This is a genomic window from Streptomyces sp. NPDC020379, assembly GCF_044387105.1.
GTDB lineage: Bacteria > Actinomycetota > Actinomycetes > Streptomycetales > Streptomycetaceae > Streptomyces.
Window position 1 is genome coordinate 175,204 of the sequence record NZ_JBIRVR010000004.1, and the last position, 21,446, is coordinate 196,649.

Here is a 21,446-nt window from a genome sequence, read left to right on the forward strand (position 1 = left end):
AGTCATCGCAGCCATCCGCCAGAAGGGCTCCCGAAGATGAAGACCGTGCACCACTGGATCGGCGGCAAGGCCGTCGAGGGCGCCTCCGGCACGTTCGGGCCGGTCACCGACCCCGCGACCGGGGAGCGGACGACGCGCGTCGCCTTCGCCTCCGTCGAGGAGGTCGACGCCGCCGTGGCCGCCGCGAAGGAGGCGTTCCTCTCCTGGGCCACCTCCTCGCTCGCCGCCCGCACCACCGTCCTCTTCCGCTACCGCGCGCTCCTGGACAGCCACCGCGAGGAGCTCGCCCGGCTGATCACCGCCGAGCACGGCAAGGTCCACTCCGACGCGCTCGGCGAGGTCGCCCGCGGGCTGGAGATCGTCGAGCTGGCCTGCGGGATCACCACACAGCTCAAGGGCGAGCTGTCGTCCCAGGTGTCCAGCGGCGTCGATGTCGCCTCGATCCGGCAGCCGCTCGGCGTCGTCGCGGGCATCACGCCCTTCAACTTCCCGGCCATGGTGCCGATGTGGATGTTCCCCCTGGCCATCGCCTGCGGGAACACGTTCGTGCTCAAGCCGAGCGAGAAGGACCCGTCGGCGGCCTTCCTGCTCGCGGAGCTGGCCGCGGAGGCGGGCCTGCCCGCCGGTGTCCTCAATGTGGTCAACGGCGACAAGGTGGCCGTCGACCGCCTCCTGGAGCACCCCGACATCGCGGCCGTCTCCTTCGTCGGCTCCACCCCGGTCGCCCGGCACATCCACGCCGTGGCGACCGCCCACGGCAAGCGCGTCCAGGCGCTCGGCGGCGCGAAGAACCACATGCTGGTGCTGCCCGACGCCGACCTCGACGCCGCCGCCGACGCCGCGGTCTCCGCCGCGTACGGCTCCGCGGGCGAGCGCTGCATGGCCATCTCCGCCGTCGTGGCGGTCGGCGCCACCGGCGACGAGCTCGTACAGAAGATCGTCGACCGCGCCGCGAAGATCAAGATCGGCCCGGGCGACGACCCCGCCTCCGAGATGGGCCCCCTCATCACCAAGGCTCACCGCGACAAGGTCGCCTCCTATGTGGAGGGCGCCGCGGGACAGGGCGCGCGGGTCGTGCTGGACGGCACGGGCTTCACCGTCGAGGGCCACGAGAAGGGCCACTGGATCGGCCTGTCCCTCCTCGACCACGTGGGCACGGACATGGACGCCTACCGCGACGAGATCTTCGGCCCGGTGCTGTGCGTGCTGCGCGCCGACACCTACGAGGACGGGCTGGCCCTGATCAACAGCTCGCCCTGGGGCAACGGCACCGCCATCTTCACCCGGGACGGCGGCGCGGCGCGCCGCTTCCAGCTGGAGGTCCACGCGGGGATGGTCGGCGTGAACGTGCCGATCCCGGTGCCGGTGGGCTACCACTCCTTCGGCGGCTGGAAGGACTCCCTCTTCGGGGACCTGCACATCTACGGCAACGACGGCGTGCGGTTCTACACCCGCGGCAAGGTGGTGACGACCCGCTGGCCCGACCCGTCGGAGGGCGGGGTCGACCTGGGCTTCCCGAGCCACAAGTAGCAAGCCCCCGCGCGCCGCGCGCCGGTGACGGCGCGCGGCGCCGCCGGTCCGGGGGCCACCCCCGGTTCGTCCGGGCATGATCGTAAGCTCGGGGTATGACCTGGTCGAGTGCCCTGAGAGAGACCGCACGGGCCGGGCTGACCGTGGAGCGCACCAAGCTCACGCCGCTCGTCGCCGTGCGCGGCGCCGCGGGTGTCGCGATCGTCATCGGGCTGATGCTGTGGCTGGGGAACCCCACCCTCGCCGTGTCCTCCGCGTTCGGGGCGTTCGCCTCGGGCCTGGCGACGTTCCAGCGGAGCTGGCGGCCGCGGCCCGTGCTGGCCCTCGCGGTGGCGGTGGGCCTGGCGGTCAGCACGTTCCTGGGGTACGTCGCGGCCGCCGACCACGTGCTGTTCGCCACGCTGCTGACGGTGTGGACCCTGTGCGCCGGCATGGCCTGGGCGGCCGGGCCGGTGTCCGGGCTGGTCGCGACGCAGACCATCGCGGTCATGCTGGTCACGGTCACCCTGCCCACGTCGCTGCTCGGCGCCCTGGAGCACGCCGGGCTCATCGCCTTCGGCGGTCTGGTGCAGGCCGCGCTGATCGTGCTGCTGCCCATCCGGCCCTGGGGCGAGCAGCGGGACGCGCTCGCGGACGCGCTGGCCGCCGAGGCGGACTACGCGCGCAGACTCCGCCACGACCCCATGGCCCGCTTCGACCCGCAGCCGCTGATGGACGCGCGCGAGGCCGCCGAGCTGACCCCGCGTCAGGCCAGAAACCGGCCGCGCCAGCTCGGCGGGCCGCGCGGTGTGGCCGAGAGCATCCGGCCCGTGCTCGCCTCGCTCGCCGACCCCGTGCTGGGCGCCCCCGCGGAGGGCCCCGAGCGCGACCGGGCCCGCGACCTGCTGGCCGCCGCCGGGGCGGTCCTGGACGCCGTCGCCCGCGCCATCCGCTGGGGCAGGCCGGTGCGGCTGCCGGCCGAGGCGATGGCGGTGCTGGAGGTGCCCGCGTCGGGGCCGATGCTCAAGGGGCCGGCGCGGCGGTCGGCGTACCGCCTGATCTCGCTGCTCGGCGACGCCGTCGACGCCACCGACGAGCCGGTCCGCACGGAGCCCCCGCGGGCGCGGGCCGGGCAGGAGCACCGGCATCTGCCGCGGCCCTCCGTGCCCCGCCTCGCGCCGCTCGTGCTGAGCGCCGTGCGCCGCGAGGCACGCTGGTCGTCGCCGGTCGGCCGGCACGCGGTCCGCACGGCGGTGGTCGTGCTGGCCGGCTATGCGCTGGGCACCGCGCTGCCGCTCGGGCACGGCTACTGGGCGCCGATGACCTCGGTGATGGTGATGCGGCCGGACTTCGGCCAGACCTACTCCCGGGGAGTCGCCCGCTTCGCGGGGACCGTCGTCGGGGTCCTGCTCGCCGGCGCGCTGGTCGCCGTGGCCCACCCGGGGGAGTGGGTGAACGCCGGGCTCGCCGTGCTGTGCATCGGCCTGATGTATCTGCTGATGCGCACCGGCTACAGCGTGGCGTCGGCGTGCATCGCCGCCTACGTCGTCTTCCTCCTGGGCATCGCGGGCGGGAGCTGGTCGCAGACCGTCCAGGCGCGGGTGGCCCTCACCCTGCTCGGCGGGCTGCTCGCGATGGCCGCGTACGCGCTCTTCCCCACCTGGGAGACGCCCCGGCTGCGCGACCGCCTCGCCGACTGGCTGACCGCCAACGGCCGCTACGGCCTGGCCGTGCTCAAGGCGTTCGGCAGCCCGGCCGAGCGCCGCCCGCGCCGGGTGCGCGAGGCGCTGCTGGCCTCGCGCTCGGCCCGTACGGCGTGGGACGAGGCGGCGGCCCGCGCCCTGACCGAGCCCGTGCGGCACCGGGGCCTGTCCCGCACCAAGGAGCGCGCGGCGGACGCGGCGCTCGCCACCATGGGCCGGGCCACCATGCTGATGGAGGCTCACCTCCCGGACCGCGACGCCGAACCCGCCAAGGGCGCCGAAGCCTTCGCCGCCGCCCTCGAGGAGGCCCTCCCCGCCGCCGCCACGGCCGTACGCGAACGCGGCCACCTCGACTGGACGGGCCCCCGCGCCGCCCTCGCGGCCTGGCAGGCGGAGGTCGGCGACGAGGGCGTCGCCGTCCGCGGCGCGGATCTCCTCATGGACGCCCTGGACGATCTCGCGGCAGCCCTCTCCCCGGGCCCGGGCGGCCGCAACAGGGCGGCGCGAAGGCCGTGAGGGGCCTCCCCTTGACGGTCGGTGGCAGCACCACCCCGTCCGCGACGGAGGACACCGTGAGCGCGCGGCCCGACGGTCCGTACGGCCCGCTGATCCCCATGCCGGAGCTCACACCGGATGCCCTGCGGGCAGCAGTGGCCCGGATCGCCCCGAGCAGGATCCCCGACCTGACCCAGCATCTGTTTGAAGCGACGACGAACGCACAACAGACACAGAGCCTCGCCCCGCTCCGGACCTTCGTGCACCACTGGGCCGTGTTCATCGCGATCGAGCGCCACCCCGAGCGCGCGGCGCGTCTGCGCGAACCGGAGAACGCCGCGCGGACCACGGAGAGCAAGGACGCGCTCCGTCCGGTGCTCGCCGAGATCCGCCGGATCCGCCGGACGGCGGAGACGGAGGCGGGGCTGCGCTCCGGGACAGGAGGCCGTCCCTGCCCGCTACCGCGTGAACAGCCGCTCCAGATGCGCGTCGAGCAGCCGCAGCGCCTCTTCCGGGGAACAGACGTCCAGGAGGGTGTGGCTGGTGAGGCCGTCCGCCAGGGCGATCAGGAGCATCGCCTCCGCGTCCGGGTCGCGGTCCGCGGCGATCTCGCCCCGGGCCATGCCCTCGCGCACCTGGCCGGCGAAGAAGGCCCGTAGTGCCGGGATGCCCTCCTTGGCGTGGGCGCGCAGCCGTTCGTCGTGGAGGGCGCGGACGAAGTAGGCGATCTGCACCAGGTTGCCCGTGCGGCTCGCCTCGTCCAGGGGCAGGATCTCCGCGACCGTCTCCCGCAGCACCTCGCGCGGCGCGGGCGCCGCGGGCAGCGCCCGCAGCCGCTCGGTCACCCGCCGCGTCGCGAGCTCGCTGATGTGGCCGAGGGCGAAGACGAGCATCTCGTCCTTGCTCGCGAAGTAGTGCTGCAACTGCCCGAGCGAGATGCCCGCCTCCGCCGCGACGTCGCGCAGGCTCGCACCGTCGAGACCGCGCTCGCACGCGATCCGCCAGAGGGCCTCCGCGATGGTTCCGCGGCGCTCCTCGTGGTCCACGCGCTTGGGCACGGCCGCCACCTCTCATTTTTACGGGTCGGTTGTATTGCTATAGCTTAGCGCTTGCCAGTACAACTGACTTGGAAAGAATCGGGGGACGCAGCGATGACCGCACACCGGCACCATCCACAGGTCAGGCTCCGGCCGCCGCGGCACGGCGTCGACCCGCGGGCCCGGCGCTGGTGGGCCGCGCAGGCGCTGCTCACCGTCAGCGGGCCGCTGCTGCTCGCCGCCCTCGCACTGCTCGTGCTGTCCCTGCTCTTCTTCCCCGGCGCCCTGCCGTGGCTCGCGCCCCTCGTGACCGGCGTGCTCGTGCTGCCCGCCGCCGGCTATCTCCTGGTGATGCCCCGGCTGCGTTACCGCGTCCACGCCTGGGAGCTGGGGGAGCACGCGGTCTACGCCGCCCGCGGCTGGCTGTGGCAGCAGCGGCGGATCGCCCCGCTGTCGCGGGTGCAGACCGTCGACACCGTACGCGGGCCCCTGCAACGGTCGTTCGGGCTCGCCACGGTCACCGTCACCACCGCCTCCACGGCCGGCGATGTGAAGATCGCCGGCCTGTCCGACGCCGACGCCCGGCACCTGGCCGAGCGCATCACGGACGCGGCGCGGCTGATACCGGGGGACGCCGCGTGACCGCCCCCGGCTGGCGCACCCTCGACGCCCGTACGCTCGTCCTGCACTGCACCTGGATGGGCGCGCCGCTCGGCTCGCTCGCCCTCACCGTGCTCGCCACCGGCGGCCGGCCGGGCACCCGCGCGTGGATCACCCTCGCCGTCATCGGCGCCGTCTTCGCCGTGCTCACCACGGCCGGGCTCGTCACTTGGCGGCGCACCCGCTTCCGCGTCACCGCGGACTCCTTCGAGCTGCGGACCGGCCTGTTCACCCAGAGCCTCCGCGCGATACCGCTGAGCCGGATCCGTACGGTCGACGTCACCGCCAGCCTCGCGCAGCGCGCCCTCGGCCTCGCCGTGCTGCGCGCCGGCACCGGCGGCCGAAGCGGGCGGCTGGCCCTGGAGGCGCTCGCCCGCCCGGAGGCCGAGCGGCTGCGCGCCGAGCTCCTCGCCCGCGCCGGGGCGCGCGACGCCGACGACCCCGTGCTCGCCGTCGCCGACCCCCGCTGGCTGCGCTACGCGCCGCTGACGTTCTGGGTGTTCGGCGGGGTCTTCGTCGCGGGTGGCACGGTGTGGCGGGTGCTCGACGGGATCGGCGTCGAGCCCTGGCGCATCGGCTTCGTGCGCCACGCCTTCCAGGAGTTCGGCAACAGCGCCCTGTGGATCACCGTGCCGCTGGCCCTGCTCGCCGTGACCGCGCTCGGCGTCGTGGGCGCGGTGGTGCTGTACGCCGAGAACTGGTGGAAGTACCGCCTGGAATGGGACGGTTCGCGCACCCTCCGGGTCCGGCGCGGCCTCTTCACGACCCGCTCCGTCTCCATCGAACGCGCCCGCCTGCGCGGCGTGACCCTCTGCGAACCCCTGCTGCTGCGGGCCGGCGGCGGGGCGAGCGTGCGGGCCGTGGCGGGCGGCCTCGGCAACCGCGAGGAGAACCGCAAGCGCAGCGTCATCATGCCGCCCGCGCCCCGCGCCGAGGCGCTGCGCGTGTGTGCCGGCCTGCTGGGCGAGGACGAGGCGCCCACCGGCGGCGCGGGGCTCACCCCGCACCCGCGCGCCGCCCTGCGCAGGCGGATCGTGCGCGGCCTCCTCTGGTACGTCCTGCCCCCGGCCGTGGCGCTGGCCGTGCTCGGGTGGCTGCTCACCCCCGTACTGCTCTGCTGCGCGGCCGGCTATGTCCTGCTCGCCGCCCCCGTCGCGTGCGCGCTCGCGCGCAGCGCCTACCGCGGGCTGGGGCACGCCGTGCGCGGGCGCCATCTGGTCGTGCGGTCCGGCACGTTGGGGCGGCAGACGGCGGTGCTCGACCGGCGGGCCGTCCTGGCCTGGACGTTCACGGACAATCCGTTCTCGCGCCGGGCCGGAGTCGTCACGCTCACGGCCGCCGTCGCGGCGGGCGAGGAGGGCTACCGCGTCCGGGACATGGCGGCGGCGGACGCGGCGGGCTTCGCGGAGTCGGCCGCCCCCGGCATCGTGGCCGAGTTCCTCGCGTAGTTCCCCGCCGGTCCCTCGCGTAAAAAATTTCTCTCCCTTTTCTGTTATCCCGTGCGTCGCCCCACGTCTCCTATGTGTCGGACCGAACGGAAAAGCGAGAAGGGGTGGCGCGGCGTGAACAGTGACAGCGTGGCCGTGGTCGAGGCGGCGCGGGCCGGGGACCAGGCGGCACAGGACGAGCTCGTCGCCGCCTGCCTGCCACTCGTCTACAACATCGTCGGACGGGCCCTCAACGGCCACGCCGACGTCGACGACGTGGTCCAGGAGACGATGCTGCGGGTCATCAACGGCCTGGACGAGCTCCGGGACCCCGCCCGCTTCCGCTCCTGGCTCGTGGCCATCACGACCAATCAGATACGCGGCCACTGGCGGGCCCGCCCCGAGGCACCCGTCAGTGGCCTCCAAGAGGTCGCCGAAGTCCCCGACCCGCGCGCCGACTTCGTCGACCTCACCATCGTGCGGCTGGGCCTCGCGGGCCAGCGCCGGGAGGTCGCCGAGGCGACCCGCTGGCTCGACGAGGACGAGCAGACCGTGCTGTCCCTGTGGTGGCTGGAGGCGGCGGGCGAGCTGACCCGCGCCGAGGTCGCCGCCGCGCTGGAGCTCTCACCCGCGCACACCGCCGTCCGCGTCCAGCGCACCAAGGAGCAGCTGGACACGGCCCGCGGTGTCGTACGCGCCCTCGGCGCCGCGCCGCGCTGCCGCGAGCTCGCCGGCCTCGTCGCCCCCTGGGACGGCGCCCCCTCCGCGCTCTGGCGCAAGCGCGTCGCCCGGCACGCGCGCGCCTGCGGGGCCTGCGGAGGATCGTGGTCCGCGCTGGTCCCCGCCGAGCGGCTGCTCGTCGGCCTCGGCCTGGTGCCGGTGGCGGGCGCGCTGCTCGGCTGGTGGAGCGGCGGGGCGGTGCTCCACACGCAGCCGGCCGCGGCAGCGGCCCCGGCCACCGCCTCCGTGCCCGGCGCCTCCCGAGCCGCCCGCCGCCGCGCAGGCGGCAGCCGTACGCACGGCCACCGCGCCGCCTCCCGGCCCCGCACCGCGAAGCGGGCCGCCGCCGGAGCCGCCGCCCTGGCCGTCGTCGCGGGCGGGGTGCTGGGCGGTGTCTATCTCTTCACCGACTCCACGGACCGCCCGGACCGGCAGGTCTCGGCCGGGGACGAGATACCCACCCAGGTGAAGGCGCTCGACGCCTCCACCGGCGCACTGCCCCCGAGCGCCTCGCCGTCGCCCTCCGCGAGCGCCTCACCCAGGGCGAGCGCGTCCGCCTCCGCCTCGGCCTCCGCCCCGGCGAGCACCCCCACCAGCGAATCGCCCGAGCCGCGGAAGGCGGACCCCACCACCGCCCGCCCCGCCCCGAAGGCACCTCCGGCGCCCAAGCCGGCCGGCGGCTCCGGCGGCGGCTCGCTCGGGCAGCAGGTCACCGACCTCGTCAACGCCGAGCGCGCGAAGGCCGGCTGCTCGCCCGTCACCGAGAACGGCACCCTGGACCGGGCCGCGCAGGGCCACTCCGACGACATGGCCGCCCGCGACTTCTTCGACCACACCAACCCCGACGGCGCGGGCCCCGGCGACCGCATCACCGCCGCCGGGTACCACTGGAGCACGTACGGCGAGAACATCGCCTACGGGCAGCAGGACCCCGCCGCCGTCATGGACTCCTGGATGCACAGCGACGGGCACCGGCGGAACATCCTCAACTGCTCCTTCAAGGAGATCGGCGTCGGCGTCAACCACGCGCCGGGCGGGCCGCGGTGGACGCAGGTGTTCGGGGCCCGCTGACGCTGCGGGGGCCGTCGATGCCGGAGCCTGTCCCGATAGGTTCCGGCTATATACGATGCGCGGGTGCAGTTCCAGCAGCTCCGCTACTTCACCACGCTCGCCGAGATCCGCCACTTCACGCGGGCGGCGGACGCGCTGCACGTCGCCCAGCCGTCGCTCTCCCAGCAGATCCGCGCCCTCGAACGCGAGCTGGGGGCCGAGCTCTTCCACCGGGCCCGGGGCAACATCACGCTCACCGACGCGGGCGAGGTGCTGCTGCCGCTGGCCCGGCAGATCCTCGCGGACACCGAGATGGCGCGCCGAGAGGTCCAGGAGGTCGTCCAGCTGCGGCGCGGCCGGGTGCGGCTCGGGGCGCCGCCCAGCCTCTGCGCGAGCCTGGTCCCCGACGTGCTGCACGCCTACCACGCGCGCTACCCCGGCATCGAGCTCGTGGTGGACGAGGGCGGCTCCCAGGACCTCGTCCGCACCCTCGCCGCCGGTGAGCTCGACCTCGCGCTGATCATCACCCCGCTGCCCGTCGGCGGCCCCGCCCTGGCCACCACCGAGCTCCTGCGCGAGGACCTCGTCGTCGTCACCGCCCCCTCGGCGCCCCCGCCGACCCGGCGCCGCGCCATCCGGGTCGCCGAGCTCGCCGACCGGCCCATGGTGATGTTCCGGCGCGGCTACGACCTCCGGGAGATCACCACGGCGGCGTGCCGGGCGGCCGGTTTCGAACCGTCCTTCACCGTCGAGGGCGGTGAGATGGACGCCGTCCTCGGCTTCGTCCGCGCGGGCCTCGGCCTCGCGGTGGTCCCCGGCATGGTCGCCGCCCGCTCGGGCCTGCGGGTCACTCCCTTCGAGGGGACGCGGATGCGGCGGACGATCGCGGTGGCTCACCGCAAGGATGTGGCTCCGCCGCGGGCCGCGCGCGAGCTTCGGGGGGTTTTGCTGGAGCACCTGGGCGGGGCGGCGGGGTAGGAGTGCGGGCCGGTTCGCCGCCTGCGGCGGGAGCGCCCTCAAGCGCCGGACGGGCTGATTGTGCTGGCTACGGTCCGCACCTCCAGCCCGTCCGGCGCTTGAGGACAACGTGCGAAGCGTGTTGCGGGGTCCGGGGCACGCGCCCCGGTTTCGGGAAGGGGCGGGTAGGGGAGAGAGCCCGCCGCAGGCGCCACCGGCACCGTGCGGCGGCCCGTCAACCGCCCAGCCATCCCCCCAACGCCACTCCCGCCCACGCCGCCCCCAGCCCGCACACCACGCTCGCCCCCGCGTTCGCCACCGCGTAGACCGAAGCCCCCTCCTCCGACAGCCGCAGCGTCTCGTAGGAGAACGTCGAGTACGTCGTGAGCGCACCGCACAGCCCCGTGCCGAGCAGGAGCCACAGACGGGCGGGGACCGCCGCGCCGGCCAGGGTGCCGAGGATCAGGCAGCCCACGACGTTGACGGTGAACGTGCCCCAGGGGAAGACCGAGTCGTGGCGGGACTGCACGGCGCGGTCCGTGAGATAGCGCAGGGGGGCGCCGGCCATGGCCCCGGCGACGACGAGCAGCCAGTTCACTCGGCGGCCCCCGGCTCCCCGCCGCGGCCGGTGCGGCGCACGACCTCCACCTCGTCGAGCAACACGAGCCCTCCGCCGATCAGTTCGTCCAGCTCGGGCACGAAGGCCCGTACGCGCTCCTCGGAGTCGACGATCACCACGGACACCGGCAGGTCCTCGCCCAGGGACAGCAGCCGCGACGTGTGGACGACGGAGGACGCGCCGAAGCCCTCGATGCCCCGGAAGACGCTCGCGCCCGCCAGCCCGGCGGCGCGGGCGCGGTGCACGACCTCGGAGTACAGCGGCCGGTGGTGCCAGGTGTCGGACTCACCGATGACGACCGTCAGCCGCAGCGCGTTGCCGTGGAGTCTCATCGGGCCCTCCCGCGCAGGAACATCCGGGTGAGGCCGGCCGCCGCCCACACCGCCGCCATCGCGGCGAGCAGGGTGCCCGCGAGATAGGCGAGGGCGGTCGCCACGTGGCCGCCGGCCACCAGGTCGCGGATGTCCACGGTGTATGTGGAGAACGTGGTGAAGCCGCCCAGCACCCCCGTGCCGAGGAAGGGCCGCAGCAGCCGGTGCGGCGCGGCGAGGTCGGCGATCATCACGAGCAGCACGCCGATCAGGGCGCAGCCGACGATGTTGATCAGGAACGTGGTCCAGGGGAACGCGCCCTGCGCGGTCGGCCACAGCAGCCCCGCGCCGTAGCGGGCGGCCGCGCCGGTGCCGCCGCCCAGCGACACGGCGCAGACGATCGGCCACTGCCCGCGCGCGGCCGGGCGCCCGGGGGACGCGGTGGTCACCGGAGGAGAGTCCGCGACGGCTCGTGACGGGCTCATGATCAGCCTCCTACTCGCAGAGTGCCAGCAAGTAGGGACCGTTGGCGGCGCCTGTGCCGCGGTTGGGGTACGGCGGGCCCCACCGCCGCGTGGCGGCCGGCGGCCGTCACCGGCAACCAGGCTACCGTCACCGCCCGGGCACCGCTCAGGCGTCGGCCACCGGCCGGCCGGTCACCGCAGCGAGATAGGCGTCGGCGCGGTCCGCGTCCAGCAGCCAGTCCTGGAAACCGGCCGGGTCGGCGTAGCCGTTGGCATAGCGGCGGGCGACCTCCGGGTACTCCCGCGCCGCGGCCAGCACCCGGCGCACGTGCGGCGGCGGGGACGGCAGCAGCAGATGGGTGAGGGCCACCGTGTGCCGGGCGTGTTCCCAGAACGCCGCGAACGTCCGCAGCATCCACGTCCGGTCGAAGGGCTTGTCGCCGTGGGCGAGGATCGCCCGGAGGTAGGTGTCGGCGCAGCGGGCCGCGGAGTTGGCGCCCTGGCCGGTCAGGGGATCGTTGACGACGACCGCGTCGGCCATGCCGAGGACGTGACGGTCGTCGCCGACCCGCGCCACCGGGTGCCGGACCACCGGGGTGACGGCGCCGGTGAGCGCGGCGCCCGCGTCCGTCGGCTCCATGGCCGCGCACAGCTCGTACTCCCAGGGCAGGTGGTCCCGCAGCAGGCCGAGCGTCCGCTCGACCACGGCGTCCGGGCCCGGCCGGTCCTGCCAGCGGTCGAAGGGCCCGCCGGGCATGGCCTCCCACAGCAGCATCCCGCACGGCCCGCCCGCCGCCGTGCCCTCCATGGCGAGGAACTCCCCGGCACCCTCCACCGGACTGCATCGCAACTGCGGCCAGGCGGTGTCCGGACCGGTCCGCAGGCCGTGCACATAGACGGCGGCCAGGGTGCGCTGGGGGCGGTCGTACGGGCTGTGCCGCTCGTCCCGGCCGAAGAGCTCCGACAGCGGGCCGCGGCCGGTCGCGACGAGCGTCAGGTCGTGCGCCCCGGCGATCCGCTCCAGCCCCTCCGGCTCCACCGTGCCGTACTCGACCCGGCCGCCCCGCTCCTCGAACAGCTCCAGCCAGCGCGCCGTCTTCACGCGCTGGTCGACGCACTGCGCGGGCTCGTCGAACGGCCCGGTGAGGTCGCCGTCCGCGGTGGTGACGCGCAGCGAGCCCAGCCGCGGGGTCCCCGCCTCCCACAGGTGCAGGCCCGCCGCGCGCTCCAGGGCGAGGGCGGGACCGTACATCAGCTGCGTGGACAGGATCGGGCCGGACCGGACCTCGCCCGCGGTCCGCGCCGCGTACACGGTCACCTCGTGGTCCCGGCCGGAGACCAGCCCGAGGGCCAGGTGCAGCCCTCCCTGGCCCGCGCCGACAATCGCGATCCTGCGCATCGTCGCCTCCCGCTCGCCCGTCCCGGGCTCCCGTTTGTAGCCGCGCCGCGGGCGCGCTGTACAGACGGCCTGTCGGAATCCGGCGCCCGCCGGACGCCCCCGCCGATCCGGGGGCGCTCGCGCAACAGCCCAATATGAGCCATGCGCGCAGACCCTCGTTCGGCCGACCGGCCGTGTGCTCCGGACCCCCGGAGCCCCTGATTCCGCGGCGGACGGCGAGTGCGTGGCTCGATCCGGTATGGCAGGAAACCACCGCTTCCGGCGCGCTGCGCTGGGAAGCCTTCTGGCCGGTCAGGCTCCGCCGGCGCGGCGGAGCACCCGACGGCCCGGCCGGTCGCGGGCCGGAGCCGATCCAGGGAGGCACACGATGACAGCGCAACCAAGGTTGCCGCGCTCGCCGGCGCCCCAGGAGGTGGCCCCCCAACTCCAGCGCGCGGGCATGCTCGACCGCGTGGAGGAGCGCCTGCGCGGCCTCCTCAACGACGAACACCGGCGCTGGCGCACCGCCGACACCCGGGGCGCCGGGCTGATCGAGTCCCTCGCCGAGCTCGTCGCGGTGGGCATCGACCGGGTGCGCCCGGTCATCCTGCTCACCGGCTATCTCGCGGCGGGCGGCGACCCCGAGGGCCCCGACTCCGCCGAGGCGGTCGACGCCGCGGCCGCCCTCGAACTCCTCGACACCTGCACCCTCATCCGCAGCGACGTCCGCGACAACGCCGCTCTGCGCCGTGGCATCCCCACCCTCCACGTCAGCCGCGCCGCCGAGCACGAGCGCAACGGCTGGGCGGGCGACGCCGGGCGCTTCGGCGAGTCCACCGCGAACCTCGCGGGCGACCTCTCCCTCACCCTCGCCGACCGGCTCGCGGCCCGGCTGCCCGTCGCCGCCTGGCGGACCTGGGACGAGCTGCGCCTGGAGCGGGTGGTCGGCACCTATGCCCACGAGGCGATGGCCGCCGAGTATCTCGACGACCCGTGGCCCGGGCGGTGCATATCGGGATGCGACCGGGGCTGCACCGCCGGCTGGTACGCCGTGCGGCACCCGCTGCGCCTGGGCGGTGCCCTGGCCGGCCGCCCCGATCTCGACGTCACCTACGACGCCTACGCCCGGGCCCTGCACGCCGCGTGGCGGCTGCGCGGCTTCCTCGACGGCGGCCCGGAGTACGACTGGGACGCGGAGCTGCTGCGGGAGATCCTCCTGGAGCGCGAGGAGCGCGGCATCGCCGAGCGCCACATCCGCGAACTGGTCGACCGGGCCACCCGTATCGCCACGTCCTCGCGGCTGGCGACGGGCTGGTCCGAGGAGCTCACCGCCTTCGCCGCGCGGATGGCGGCGGAGCAGGGCTGAAGCCCGGTGCCGGTGGCGGGCTCCGGCCGCCACCGGCCCTGTGGGGGACACCGGATCAGCCGTCCGGTCCAATGCCGCAAATGAGCGGTCAGAAGGGGTGAAGTCCCGAATCACCCGTCCGCTCCATGTACGAAACCTTTGTGACTATCAGGCGTTGAGCCACACCCCGGCTGTCACCGGTCGGGTGCCTCCCAGAACGACTGAGCAAAGGTGTCTCCGCATGTCTCGAATCGCCAAAACCGTCGTACTGACCGCCACCGTCGGCGCCGCGCTCGCGGGCTTCACCGGAGGGGCCGTCGCCGACTCCGGGGCCCGTGGTGTCGCCGCCGGCTCGCCGGGCATCGTCTCGGGCAACGTCATCCAGGTGCCGCTGCACGTCCCGATCAACCTGTGCGGCAACAGCATCGACATCATCGGCCTGCTGAACGCGGCGTCCGGCAACACCTGCATCAACAAGTCGTGACTCCGCCCCCCATGGCCTGACCGGGGCCCTCGCCCCGGACCGTGCGTGGCGCCCCTGCCCCGTCCTGGGCGCCACGCCGGCCGCGGCCCCGCCCCCTCGGCCGGAAGCCGTCCATCGGCGCGATCTTCCCGATAGCGTGGGCGGATCGCGACTCCGGGGAGGGCAGACGTGGATCCGTTCACGACGGCGGCGGTGCTTTCGGCCGTGAACACGGCGACGTCGGGCGCGCTGTCGGGCGCCGCGGGAGAAGTGGGCCGGCGCACCACGGAACGCCTCGCCGCACTCGCCCGCCGCATCCGCGGACGGGACACCGATGACGCACACTCGCCGACCGTCCCCACGGACCCGGCCGCCCGCCGCGACCTCGCCGAGCAGCTCTTCGAACAGGCCCGCCGCGAACCGGCCTTCGCCCGCGACCTCCTCGCCTGGCTCCGCGAGACCGACCTGCTGCGCGACACCACGGGGCCCGTCCGCGCCACCGTCGCCCGCCCCCGGCTGCTCCCGCCCGGCACGGCCGCCTTCACCGACCGCGAGCCCGTACGGCAGGCCATCGCCGCCCTCCTCGACGACCCCGCCGCGAGCGGCGCGGGCGCCCCGCGCATCGTCGTCCTCACCGGCCCCGGCGGTGTCGGGAAGACCGCCACCGCCGTGCACTTCGCCCGCGCCTTCGCCGACCGCTTCCCCGACGGCCAGCTCTACGCCGACCTCCGCGGCGCCTCCGCGGCCACCGCCGTCGCCCCCTCGGCGACCCTCGTACGGTTCCTGCACGGCCTCGGCGTGGCGGCCGACCGGGTGCCCGCGGCCGAGCAGGAACAGGCCGACCTCTACCGCGACCGCACCGCGGACCGGCGGCTCGTCGTCCTCCTCGACAACGCCCGCTCGGTCGCCCAGGTCGCCCCGCTGCTCACCGCCGCGCCCGGTTCGCTGACCCTCGTCACCAGCCGCCACGGACTGCCCGGGCTCGTACGCGACCACGGCGCCCGCGTCCTGCGCCTCGGCCCGCTGGCCGGGGACGACGCGGTGCTGCTGCTCACCCGGATCGCCGGCCTGGAACCGGCCGGCGCGCAGCGCGCGCACGCCGAGGCGGTGGCGGCGCGCTGTGGGGGCATGCCGCTGGCGCTGTGCGAGACGGGCGCGCTCGCGGCCGGGCGGGACGAGGTCGACTGGGCGCGTCTGGAACGCGAATTCGCCTCCCTCGGCCCCGGGCCGGCCGTCCCGGCCCCCGCCGACCCCACCCGCCTCGCCACCGACGTCGCCTACCGCGCCCTCGCCCCCGCGGCCGCCCGCCTCTACCGGCTCCTCGGTCCGTGCCCCTGGCCCACCGTCCCCCTCGGCGCGGCGGCCGCCGCCGCGGGCCTCGGCCCCGCCGAGGCGCGCGGCCCGCTCGGCGAGCTCGTCGGCGCCCGTCTCCTGGAGGAGGCCGCCGACGGGCGCTACCGCTTCCACGACGTCGTACGCCGGCACGCCGAGTCGCGGGCCCACGAGGAGGACGGCCGCGCGGCGGCCAGGGACGCGGTCGAGCGCGTGATCCGCTGGTACCTGGACCTCGCGGTGGCCGCCGACTACCGCGTCATACCCGCCCGTTGGCACCTCGGGCCCCGCTATGACAGGCTGCCCCGGCCCGCCGCGTCACCCGGCACCGCCCGCGCCGCCCTGGAGGAGCTCACCCGCGAACGCGAGAACCTCGCCGAGGCCGTACGGGCCGCGGAGGAATACGGATTCGACGAGCTCACCTGGCAGTTGTGCGAGGCGATGTGGGCACTGCACCTGCGCCTCGGCTTCCACGAGCAGTGGGTGGCCACCCATGTGGCAGGTGTGGCCGCCGCCCGGCGCTGTGCGACGCGTGAACCCCGGGCCGAGGGGCGGATGCGCTCCCAACTCGCCTTCGCCTACATGGGACTCGGCCGCCTGGCCGACGCCGAACGCGAACTGAACGCCGCCGCGGCCGCGGACCGCGCGGCCGGGCACCACCGGGGCCACGCCAGCGCCGTGGAGTCCCTGGGCCTGCTCTGCCTGCGGCAGTGGCGGTACGAGGACGCCGAGGAACGCTTCCGCCGGGCGCGGACGATCTGGGACGAGGCCGGCCCGGGCGACGACGGCGAGGAGGACGCCCCACGCGCCCTCGCCCTCCTGGAACACCACCTCGGCCGCGCCCTGACCGGCCAGGGCCGCTTCCCCGAGGCCGCGGACCAGCTGCGCCGTGCGCTCACCTGCTTCCGCGCTCTGGAGCGGCGCGATGCCTACAACGAGGCGCGCGTGCGGATGAGCCTGGGCGAGACGCTGCTCGCCGGCGGCGATGTGGCGGGGGCGCGGGTGTCGCTGGACGAGGCGATCTCGGTGATGACGGCGGAGGGGGCGACGCTTCAGCTGGCGGACGCGCTCGAAGTGCGGGCGGGCTGCGGGGAGGATCCGGCGGGGTTTCTGCGGCGGGCGGGGGAGTTGTACGGAGTGGTGGGCGATGCGGGTGGGGTGGCGCGGGTGGAGGCGCGACTTCGGGGCGTGGGTTGATTTTTCCCCAGCCCCGCCCCTCCCCTCCCCGACGGGGGCTCGTGCCCCAGACCCCCGGCTACCGGTCCGTTGCCGCCTGCGGCGAAGCCGTGTCGCGGAGGTCTGGGGGCTTGCCCCCGGTTTCGGGAAGGGGCGGGCAGGGGAAAATCGCCGCAGGCCAACGCGCGCACCCGGAAGCCGGGTCACCCCGCCACTTCCACGCGCACCGAAACCACCCTCCTCACCCCGCCCGTAACCACCCGCACCCCCGAAGCCGCGGCCTCCGCAAGCGACTTCCCCGCCACCAGCCACGCGTACAACGCGGAGCCGTAAGCCGCCGGATCGCACAGATCAGGCCGCCCGTCAGGCCCCGCCCCCGCCGCCAGCCGCACCGTCTCACCGCTGCGCGGACGCACCGTGCAGGAGTCCACCCCTGTCACGTACACCGCGAGCCCGCACCCCGGATGCCGGGCCAGGACCTCCGCCGTCCATGCCGACGGCGGGCCGACGCGAGGGTCGTCGGCGGAGCCGTACCGCACGATGACGTCCGCGAGGCGCAGGCGTGACGCGTCCCGGGTGTCCTCGTGGACGACGGTGTGGGTGTCCCAGCCGATGCCGTCGTCGTCCTCCGGTTCGTACGGGCCCTCCGTGTGGCGGGTGACGGCGATCTCCGGCGGGGCCGCGCCGAGCAGGCGGGTGAGGGCCCGTACAGGGGCGGTGCGTTCGGCCGGTTCGAAGGCGGGCAGGGGCAGCCGGTCGAGCAGGGCGGGCCGGTCGGCGGGCTCGGGGATGCCGATGAGGTCGTGGAAGACCCGGCGCAGCAGCCGCGCCGACCCGCCCGGGGCCGAGCTCGCCTGGTCGGCGAACTCGCGGTAGCGGCCGGGCTCGTGATGGTCGACGGCCTGGTCGAGCTGGGCGCGCAGCCCCTCGTACGGGCACAGCCTGGGCGCGGTCCGGCCGAGGGCGGCGACCGGCGAGTCCGGGTCCAGGGCCGTGTCCGGGAAGGCGCCCAGCAGCACGGGCGTGCCGATGGCGGCGGCGTAGTAGGTGACGGACCCGTGGTCGCCCAGCACACAGTCGGCGGCGATCAGCGCCTGCCGCCAGCCCTCCAGGGGCGGTACGAGCACCAGCCCCGCCCTGCGCGCCCGGTCCAGCCAGGCGCGCACCTGGCCGGGGCCGTGCCCGTGCCAGATGTTGGGGTGGAGGACGGCGGCCAGGCGGTACTCGTCGGCGGGCAGCTCGGCCGTCAGCCGGGGGAGCAGGGACGGCAGCAGGTCCCCGTCGCCGTCGCCGAAGAGGGAGCCGGGCGACCAGGTCGAGTTGACGACGATCAGCCGTTGCCCGTCCGCCACCCCGAGCGCGCGCCGGAACCTGCCCCGGTGGGGGAGGGCGTCGAGGATGCGGTCGTAGCAGGGATCCCCGGCGAGCACGGCGGTGGCCGCAGCCTCGGGACAGGCGGCACGGAGCCGGTCGAGCTGCTCGGGATGGGAGAGCACGGTGGCGTCGGCTATGGGACGGCCGTCATGGAGCAGCCAGTCGGGATCCATCCCGAAGACAGGGGCGGAGCCCCGGGAAACGGTGGGTACGACGGCAGCGGCGGACGCGTCCCGCGCACGGTGTCCGGTGTCCGGTGTCCGGTGTCCGGTGTCCGGTGTCCGGTGTCCGGTGTCCGGTGTCGCCAATCTCTTATTGTAGCCAACGCCGTGTGACAGTATCGCCAACTTGCCCTGAATGAGCGGGAGTTCGCCGCCATAACTCGCCGAGACCGCCAGGTTCACCGGCGTCGCCTTCGCCTGCTCCCACGGCAGTACGGGCAGGCCCGCCGCCGCCAGCAGTTCCGGCACGCCGGCCAGGAACGGCGACGAGCCCGTGCAGGTCGCCAGCAGTTGCAGGCGCGTGTCGTCGGCGAAGAGCGGCAGCACGTCGAGCAGGCGGGTCGCCGAGGTGACGTTGTGCACCACGAAGAGCACCTTCCGGGCCCGCCCGCGCGTCCTCCACCGCTCCGCGTCCTCGCCGACCGGCACCCTCAGCCAGTCCTCACCCGTCACCCGCACCACACGCGCACCCCCAATAAGGCGAACATAACAGTGCGGTGCGGGCGGTGGATCAGCGCTTTCCGGCCTTGCGGGTGGCGCGCAGCCACTCCTTGTTCATGGCGGCGATGGACGGCAGCGGGATGCCCTTGGGGCAGGCGGTGGCGCACTCGCCGGTGAGGGTGCAGCCGCCGAAGCCCTCGGCGTCCATGGTGGCGACCATGTCGAGCACGCGGGACTCCCGCTCGGGCGCGCCCTGCGGCAGCACATTGAGGTGGTTGATCTTCGCGGAGGTGAAGAGCATCGCGGAGCCGTTGGGGCAGGCCGCCACGCACGCGCCGCAGCCGATGCACTCGGCGTGCTCGAAGGCGTAGTCGGCGTCCGGCTTGGGCACGGGCGTCGCGTGCGCCTCGGGCGCGGAGCCGGTGGGGGCGCTGATGTAGCCGCCCGCCCCGATGATCCGGTCGAACGCCGACCGGTCCACGACCAGGTCCCTGACCACCGGGAAGGCCGTGGCGCGCCACGGCTCGATGTCGATGGTGTCCCCGTCGGAGAAGGACCGCATGTGCAGCTGGCAGGTCGTGGTGCGCTCGGGGCCGTGCGCGTCACCGTTGATGACCAGGCTGCACGCGCCGCAGATGCCCTCGCGGCAGTCGTGGTCGAAGGCGACCGGGTCCTCGCCCTCCAGGATGAGCTTCTCGTTGAGGGTGTCGAGCATCTCCAGGAAGGACATGTCCTTCGAGATGCCGTCGACCTCGTAGGTGGCCATGGCGCCGGGGGCGTCGGCGTTCTTCTGCCGCCAGACGCGCAATGTGAGCCTCATGCGTAGCTCCGCTGAGTGGGGTGGACGTACTCGAAGACGAGGTCTTCCTTGTGCAGGACGGGGGCGTCGCCGGTGGCCGCGAACTCCCAGGCGGCGACGTACGAGAACTCCTCGTCCCTGCGGGCCGCCTCACCGCCCTCGGTCTGCGACTCCTCGCGGAAGTGGCCGCCGCAGGACTCGGACCGGTGCAGCGCGTCGAGGCACATCAGCTCGGCGAGCTCCAGATAGTCGACGACGCGGTTGGCCTTCTCCAGCGACTGGTTGAACTCCTCGCCGGTGCCCGGCACCTTGATCCTGCGCCAGAACTCCTCGCGGATCTGCGGGATCATCTCGAGGGCCTTGCGCAGGCCCTCCTCGGTGCGGGCCATCCCGCAGTACTCCCACATCAGTTCGCCGATCTCCTTGTGGAAGGAGTCGGGCGTGCGGTCGCCGTCGACGGCCAGCAGCCGCTCCAGACGCTGTGTCGTCTCGGCGACCGCGGCGACGGCCGCCGGGTGGGTGGCGTCGACCTCGTCGTGGTGCGGGTGGCGGGCGAGGTAGTCGTTGATGGTCGACGGCAGGACGAAGTAGCCGTCGGCCAGGCCCTGCATCAGCGCGGAGGCGCCGAGCCGGTTGGCGCCGTGGTCGGAGAAGTTGGCCTCACCGATCGCGAACAGGCCCGGGACCGTCGTCTGGAGGTCGTAGTCGACCCACAGCCCGCCCATCGTGTAGTGGATCGCGGGGTAGATGCGCATCGGCACCTCGTACGGGTTCTCCGCGGTGATGCGCTCGTACATGTCGAAGAGGTTGCCGTACTTCGCCTCGACGGCCGCGCGGCCCATCCGCTGGATGGCGTCGGCGAAGTCGAGGTAGACGCCCTGCCCGCCGGGGCCCACGCCGCGGCCCTCGTCGCAGACGTTCTTCGCGGCGCGGGAGGCGATGTCACGCGGCACGAGGTTGCCGAAGGAGGGGTAGATCCGCTCCAGGTAGTAGTCGCGCTCGTCCTCGGGGATCCGGCCCGGCGGCCGGTCGTCGCCCTTCGCCTTGGGCACCCAGATGCGGCCGTCGTTGCGCAGCGACTCGCTCATCAGCGTCAGCTTCGACTGGTGGTCGCCGGAGCGCGGGATGCAGGTGGGGTGGATCTGGGTGAAGCAGGGGTTGGCGAAGTACGCGCCGCGCCGGTGGGCCCGCCAGGCGGCGGTGGCGTTGGAGTTCTTCGCGTTGGTGGAGAGGTAGAAGACGTTGCCGTAGCCGCCGGAGGCCAGCACCACCGCGTCGGCGAAGTACGTGTCGATGCGGCCGGTGATCAGATCGCGGGCGACGATGCCGCGGGCCCTGCCGTCGACGACGATCAGGTCGAGCATCTCGGTGCGCGGGTGGAGTTCGACGTTTCCCGCGGCGACCTGGCGGCTGAGCGCCTGGTAGGCGCCGAGCAGCAGCTGCTGGCCCGTCTGGCCGCGGGCGTAGAAGGTGCGGGAGACCTGCACGCCGCCGAAGGAGCGGGTGTCGAGGAGGCCGCCGTACTCCCGGGCGAACGGCACGCCCTGTGCCACGCACTGGTCGATGATCTCGACCGAGACCTGGGCGAGGCGGTGGACGTTGGACTCGCGCGCCCGGAAGTCGCCGCCCTTGACGGTGTCGTAGAAGAGACGGTGGATCGAGTCGCCGTCGTTGCGGTAGTTCTTGGCGGCGTTGATGCCGCCCTGCGCGGCGATCGAGTGGGCGCGGCGCGGTGAGTCCTGGTAGCAGAACTGCACGACGCGGTAGCCCTGTTCGGCCAGCGTCGCGCCGGCCGCGCCGCCCGCGAGCCCGGTGCCCACGACGATCACGGTCTGCTTGCGCCGGTTGGCGGGGTTGACCAGCTTCGCCTCGAAGCGGCGGCGGTCCCAGCGCTCGGCTATGGGGCCTTCCGGCGCCTTGGCGTCGACGAGCGGTTCGCCGGTCGTGTAGTCGGTGTAGGTCATG

General features: G+C 74.6%; 17 protein-coding genes. 9 read left to right on the top strand and 8 right to left on the bottom strand.

The window, feature by feature from the left end:
- Positions 1–36 precede the first annotated feature (36 nt).
- Complete coding sequence (locus ACH427_RS07380) at positions 37–1,530, top strand: CoA-acylating methylmalonate-semialdehyde dehydrogenase (protein WP_398868448.1); 1,494 nt, start codon at positions 37–39, stop codon at positions 1,528–1,530.
- A gap of 95 nt (positions 1,531–1,625) precedes the next feature.
- Positions 1,626–3,728 (top strand): FUSC family protein, encoded by a 2,103-nt coding sequence (locus tag ACH427_RS07385; protein WP_398868449.1) that lies wholly within the window; start codon positions 1,626–1,628, stop codon positions 3,726–3,728.
- Between the two features lie 437 nt (positions 3,729–4,165).
- On the opposite strand, the gene ACH427_RS07390 is transcribed toward ACH427_RS07385, so the two are convergent.
- Positions 4,166–4,765 carry a TetR/AcrR family transcriptional regulator gene (locus ACH427_RS07390; protein ID WP_398868450.1) on the bottom strand — a complete coding sequence of 200 codons (600 nt, stop codon included), beginning with the start codon at positions 4,763–4,765 and terminating at the stop codon, positions 4,166–4,168.
- Positions 4,766–4,858: 93 nt separating this feature from the next.
- Here ACH427_RS07390 and ACH427_RS07395 point away from each other — a divergent pair, with 93 nt between their 5' ends.
- The 4 genes from ACH427_RS07395 to ACH427_RS07410 all read left to right on the top strand — a co-directional run bounded on the left by ACH427_RS07395 (position 4,859) and on the right by ACH427_RS07410 (position 9,579).
- On the top strand, positions 4,859–5,386 hold the full coding sequence (locus tag ACH427_RS07395; RefSeq protein ID WP_398868451.1) for a PH domain-containing protein: 528 nt from the start codon (positions 4,859–4,861) through the stop codon (positions 5,384–5,386).
- Positions 5,383–6,852 carry a PH domain-containing protein gene (locus ACH427_RS07400; protein WP_398868452.1) on the top strand — a complete coding sequence of 490 codons (1,470 nt, stop codon included), beginning with the start codon at positions 5,383–5,385 and terminating at the stop codon, positions 6,850–6,852. Before ACH427_RS07395 ends, ACH427_RS07400 begins: the two co-directional genes overlap by 4 nt.
- A gap of 72 nt (positions 6,853–6,924) precedes the next feature.
- Positions 6,925–8,622 carry a sigma-70 family RNA polymerase sigma factor gene (locus ACH427_RS07405; protein ID WP_398868453.1) on the top strand — a complete coding sequence of 566 codons (1,698 nt, stop codon included), beginning with the start codon at positions 6,925–6,927 and terminating at the stop codon, positions 8,620–8,622.
- 63 nt (positions 8,623–8,685) lie between these two features.
- Positions 8,686–9,579 (top strand): LysR family transcriptional regulator, encoded by an 894-nt coding sequence (locus tag ACH427_RS07410; RefSeq protein ID WP_398868454.1) that lies wholly within the window; start codon positions 8,686–8,688, stop codon positions 9,577–9,579.
- Between the two features lie 214 nt (positions 9,580–9,793).
- Here the strand turns inward: ACH427_RS07410 and crcB (ACH427_RS07415) are convergent, their stop codons facing one another.
- The 4 genes from crcB (ACH427_RS07415) to ACH427_RS07430 form a co-directional block, all read right to left on the bottom strand.
- Complete coding sequence (gene crcB, locus ACH427_RS07415) at positions 9,794–10,156, bottom strand: fluoride efflux transporter CrcB (RefSeq protein WP_398868455.1); 363 nt, start codon at positions 10,154–10,156, stop codon at positions 9,794–9,796.
- Entirely contained in the window at positions 10,153–10,509 is a 357-nt protein-coding gene (locus ACH427_RS07420; protein ID WP_398868456.1) for a DUF190 domain-containing protein, read from the bottom strand. The genes crcB (ACH427_RS07415) and ACH427_RS07420 overlap by 4 nt, the downstream gene beginning before the upstream one ends.
- Entirely contained in the window at positions 10,506–10,973 is a 468-nt protein-coding gene (gene crcB / locus ACH427_RS07425) for a fluoride efflux transporter CrcB (protein WP_398868457.1), read from the bottom strand. Before crcB (ACH427_RS07425) ends, ACH427_RS07420 begins: the two co-directional genes overlap by 4 nt.
- Before the next feature lie 145 nt (positions 10,974–11,118).
- Entirely contained in the window at positions 11,119–12,351 is a 1,233-nt protein-coding gene (locus ACH427_RS07430) for a styrene monooxygenase/indole monooxygenase family protein (protein WP_398868458.1), read from the bottom strand.
- A 367-nt stretch (positions 12,352–12,718) separates the two neighbouring features.
- Here ACH427_RS07430 and ACH427_RS07435 point away from each other — a divergent pair, with 367 nt between their 5' ends.
- The 3 genes from ACH427_RS07435 (at position 12,719) to ACH427_RS07445 (ending at position 16,667) form a co-directional block, all read left to right on the top strand.
- Entirely contained in the window at positions 12,719–13,696 is a 978-nt protein-coding gene (locus tag ACH427_RS07435) for a polyprenyl synthetase family protein (RefSeq protein ID WP_398868459.1), read from the top strand.
- 220 nt (positions 13,697–13,916) lie between these two features.
- On the top strand, positions 13,917–14,159 hold the full coding sequence (locus ACH427_RS07440) for a chaplin (RefSeq protein WP_361533614.1): 243 nt from the start codon (positions 13,917–13,919) through the stop codon (positions 14,157–14,159).
- A gap of 168 nt (positions 14,160–14,327) precedes the next feature.
- Entirely contained in the window at positions 14,328–16,667 is a 2,340-nt protein-coding gene (locus ACH427_RS07445) for an ATP-binding protein (protein ID WP_398868460.1), read from the top strand.
- Positions 16,668–16,849: 182 nt separating this feature from the next.
- Here the strand turns inward: ACH427_RS07445 and ACH427_RS07450 are convergent, their stop codons facing one another.
- From ACH427_RS07450 to ACH427_RS07460, 3 genes are read right to left on the bottom strand one after another with little or no spacing between them, the layout of a single operon-like run.
- Positions 16,850–18,694, bottom strand: a complete 1,845-nt coding sequence (locus ACH427_RS07450; RefSeq protein ID WP_398868590.1) for a hypothetical protein — start codon at positions 18,692–18,694, stop codon at positions 16,850–16,852.
- Positions 18,695–18,752: 58 nt separating this feature from the next.
- Entirely contained in the window at positions 18,753–19,502 is a 750-nt protein-coding gene (locus tag ACH427_RS07455; protein ID WP_398868461.1) for a succinate dehydrogenase/fumarate reductase iron-sulfur subunit, read from the bottom strand.
- Positions 19,499–21,445, bottom strand: a complete 1,947-nt coding sequence (locus ACH427_RS07460) for a fumarate reductase/succinate dehydrogenase flavoprotein subunit (protein WP_398868462.1) — start codon at positions 21,443–21,445, stop codon at positions 19,499–19,501. Before ACH427_RS07460 ends, ACH427_RS07455 begins: the two co-directional genes overlap by 4 nt.
- Position 21,446: the final 1 nt, after the last annotated feature.

What these genes read in the sequence shown, in the direction of transcription:
- ACH427_RS07460 (WP_398868462.1), bottom strand. Translation starts at nt 21,445, where the DNA reads ATGACCTACACCGACTACACGACCGGCGAACCGCTCGTCGACGCCAAG.
- ACH427_RS07435 (WP_398868459.1), top strand. Translation starts at nt 12,719, where the DNA reads ATGACAGCGCAACCAAGGTTGCCGCGCTCGCCGGCGCCCCAGGAGGTG.
- ACH427_RS07420 (WP_398868456.1), bottom strand. Translation starts at nt 10,509, where the DNA reads ATGAGACTCCACGGCAACGCGCTGCGGCTGACGGTCGTCATCGGTGAG.
- ACH427_RS07440 (WP_361533614.1), top strand. Translation starts at nt 13,917, where the DNA reads ATGTCTCGAATCGCCAAAACCGTCGTACTGACCGCCACCGTCGGCGCC.
- ACH427_RS07380 (WP_398868448.1), top strand. Translation starts at nt 37, where the DNA reads ATGAAGACCGTGCACCACTGGATCGGCGGCAAGGCCGTCGAGGGCGCC.
- ACH427_RS07405 (WP_398868453.1), top strand. Translation starts at nt 6,925, where the DNA reads ATGTGTCGGACCGAACGGAAAAGCGAGAAGGGGTGGCGCGGCGTGAAC.
- ACH427_RS07430 (WP_398868458.1), bottom strand. Translation starts at nt 12,351, where the DNA reads ATGCGCAGGATCGCGATTGTCGGCGCGGGCCAGGGAGGGCTGCACCTG.
- crcB (WP_398868457.1), bottom strand. Translation starts at nt 10,973, where the DNA reads ATGAGCCCGTCACGAGCCGTCGCGGACTCTCCTCCGGTGACCACCGCG.
- ACH427_RS07395 (WP_398868451.1), top strand. Translation starts at nt 4,859, where the DNA reads ATGACCGCACACCGGCACCATCCACAGGTCAGGCTCCGGCCGCCGCGG.
- ACH427_RS07385 (WP_398868449.1), top strand. Translation starts at nt 1,626, where the DNA reads ATGACCTGGTCGAGTGCCCTGAGAGAGACCGCACGGGCCGGGCTGACC.
- ACH427_RS07455 (WP_398868461.1), bottom strand. Translation starts at nt 19,502, where the DNA reads ATGAGGCTCACATTGCGCGTCTGGCGGCAGAAGAACGCCGACGCCCCC.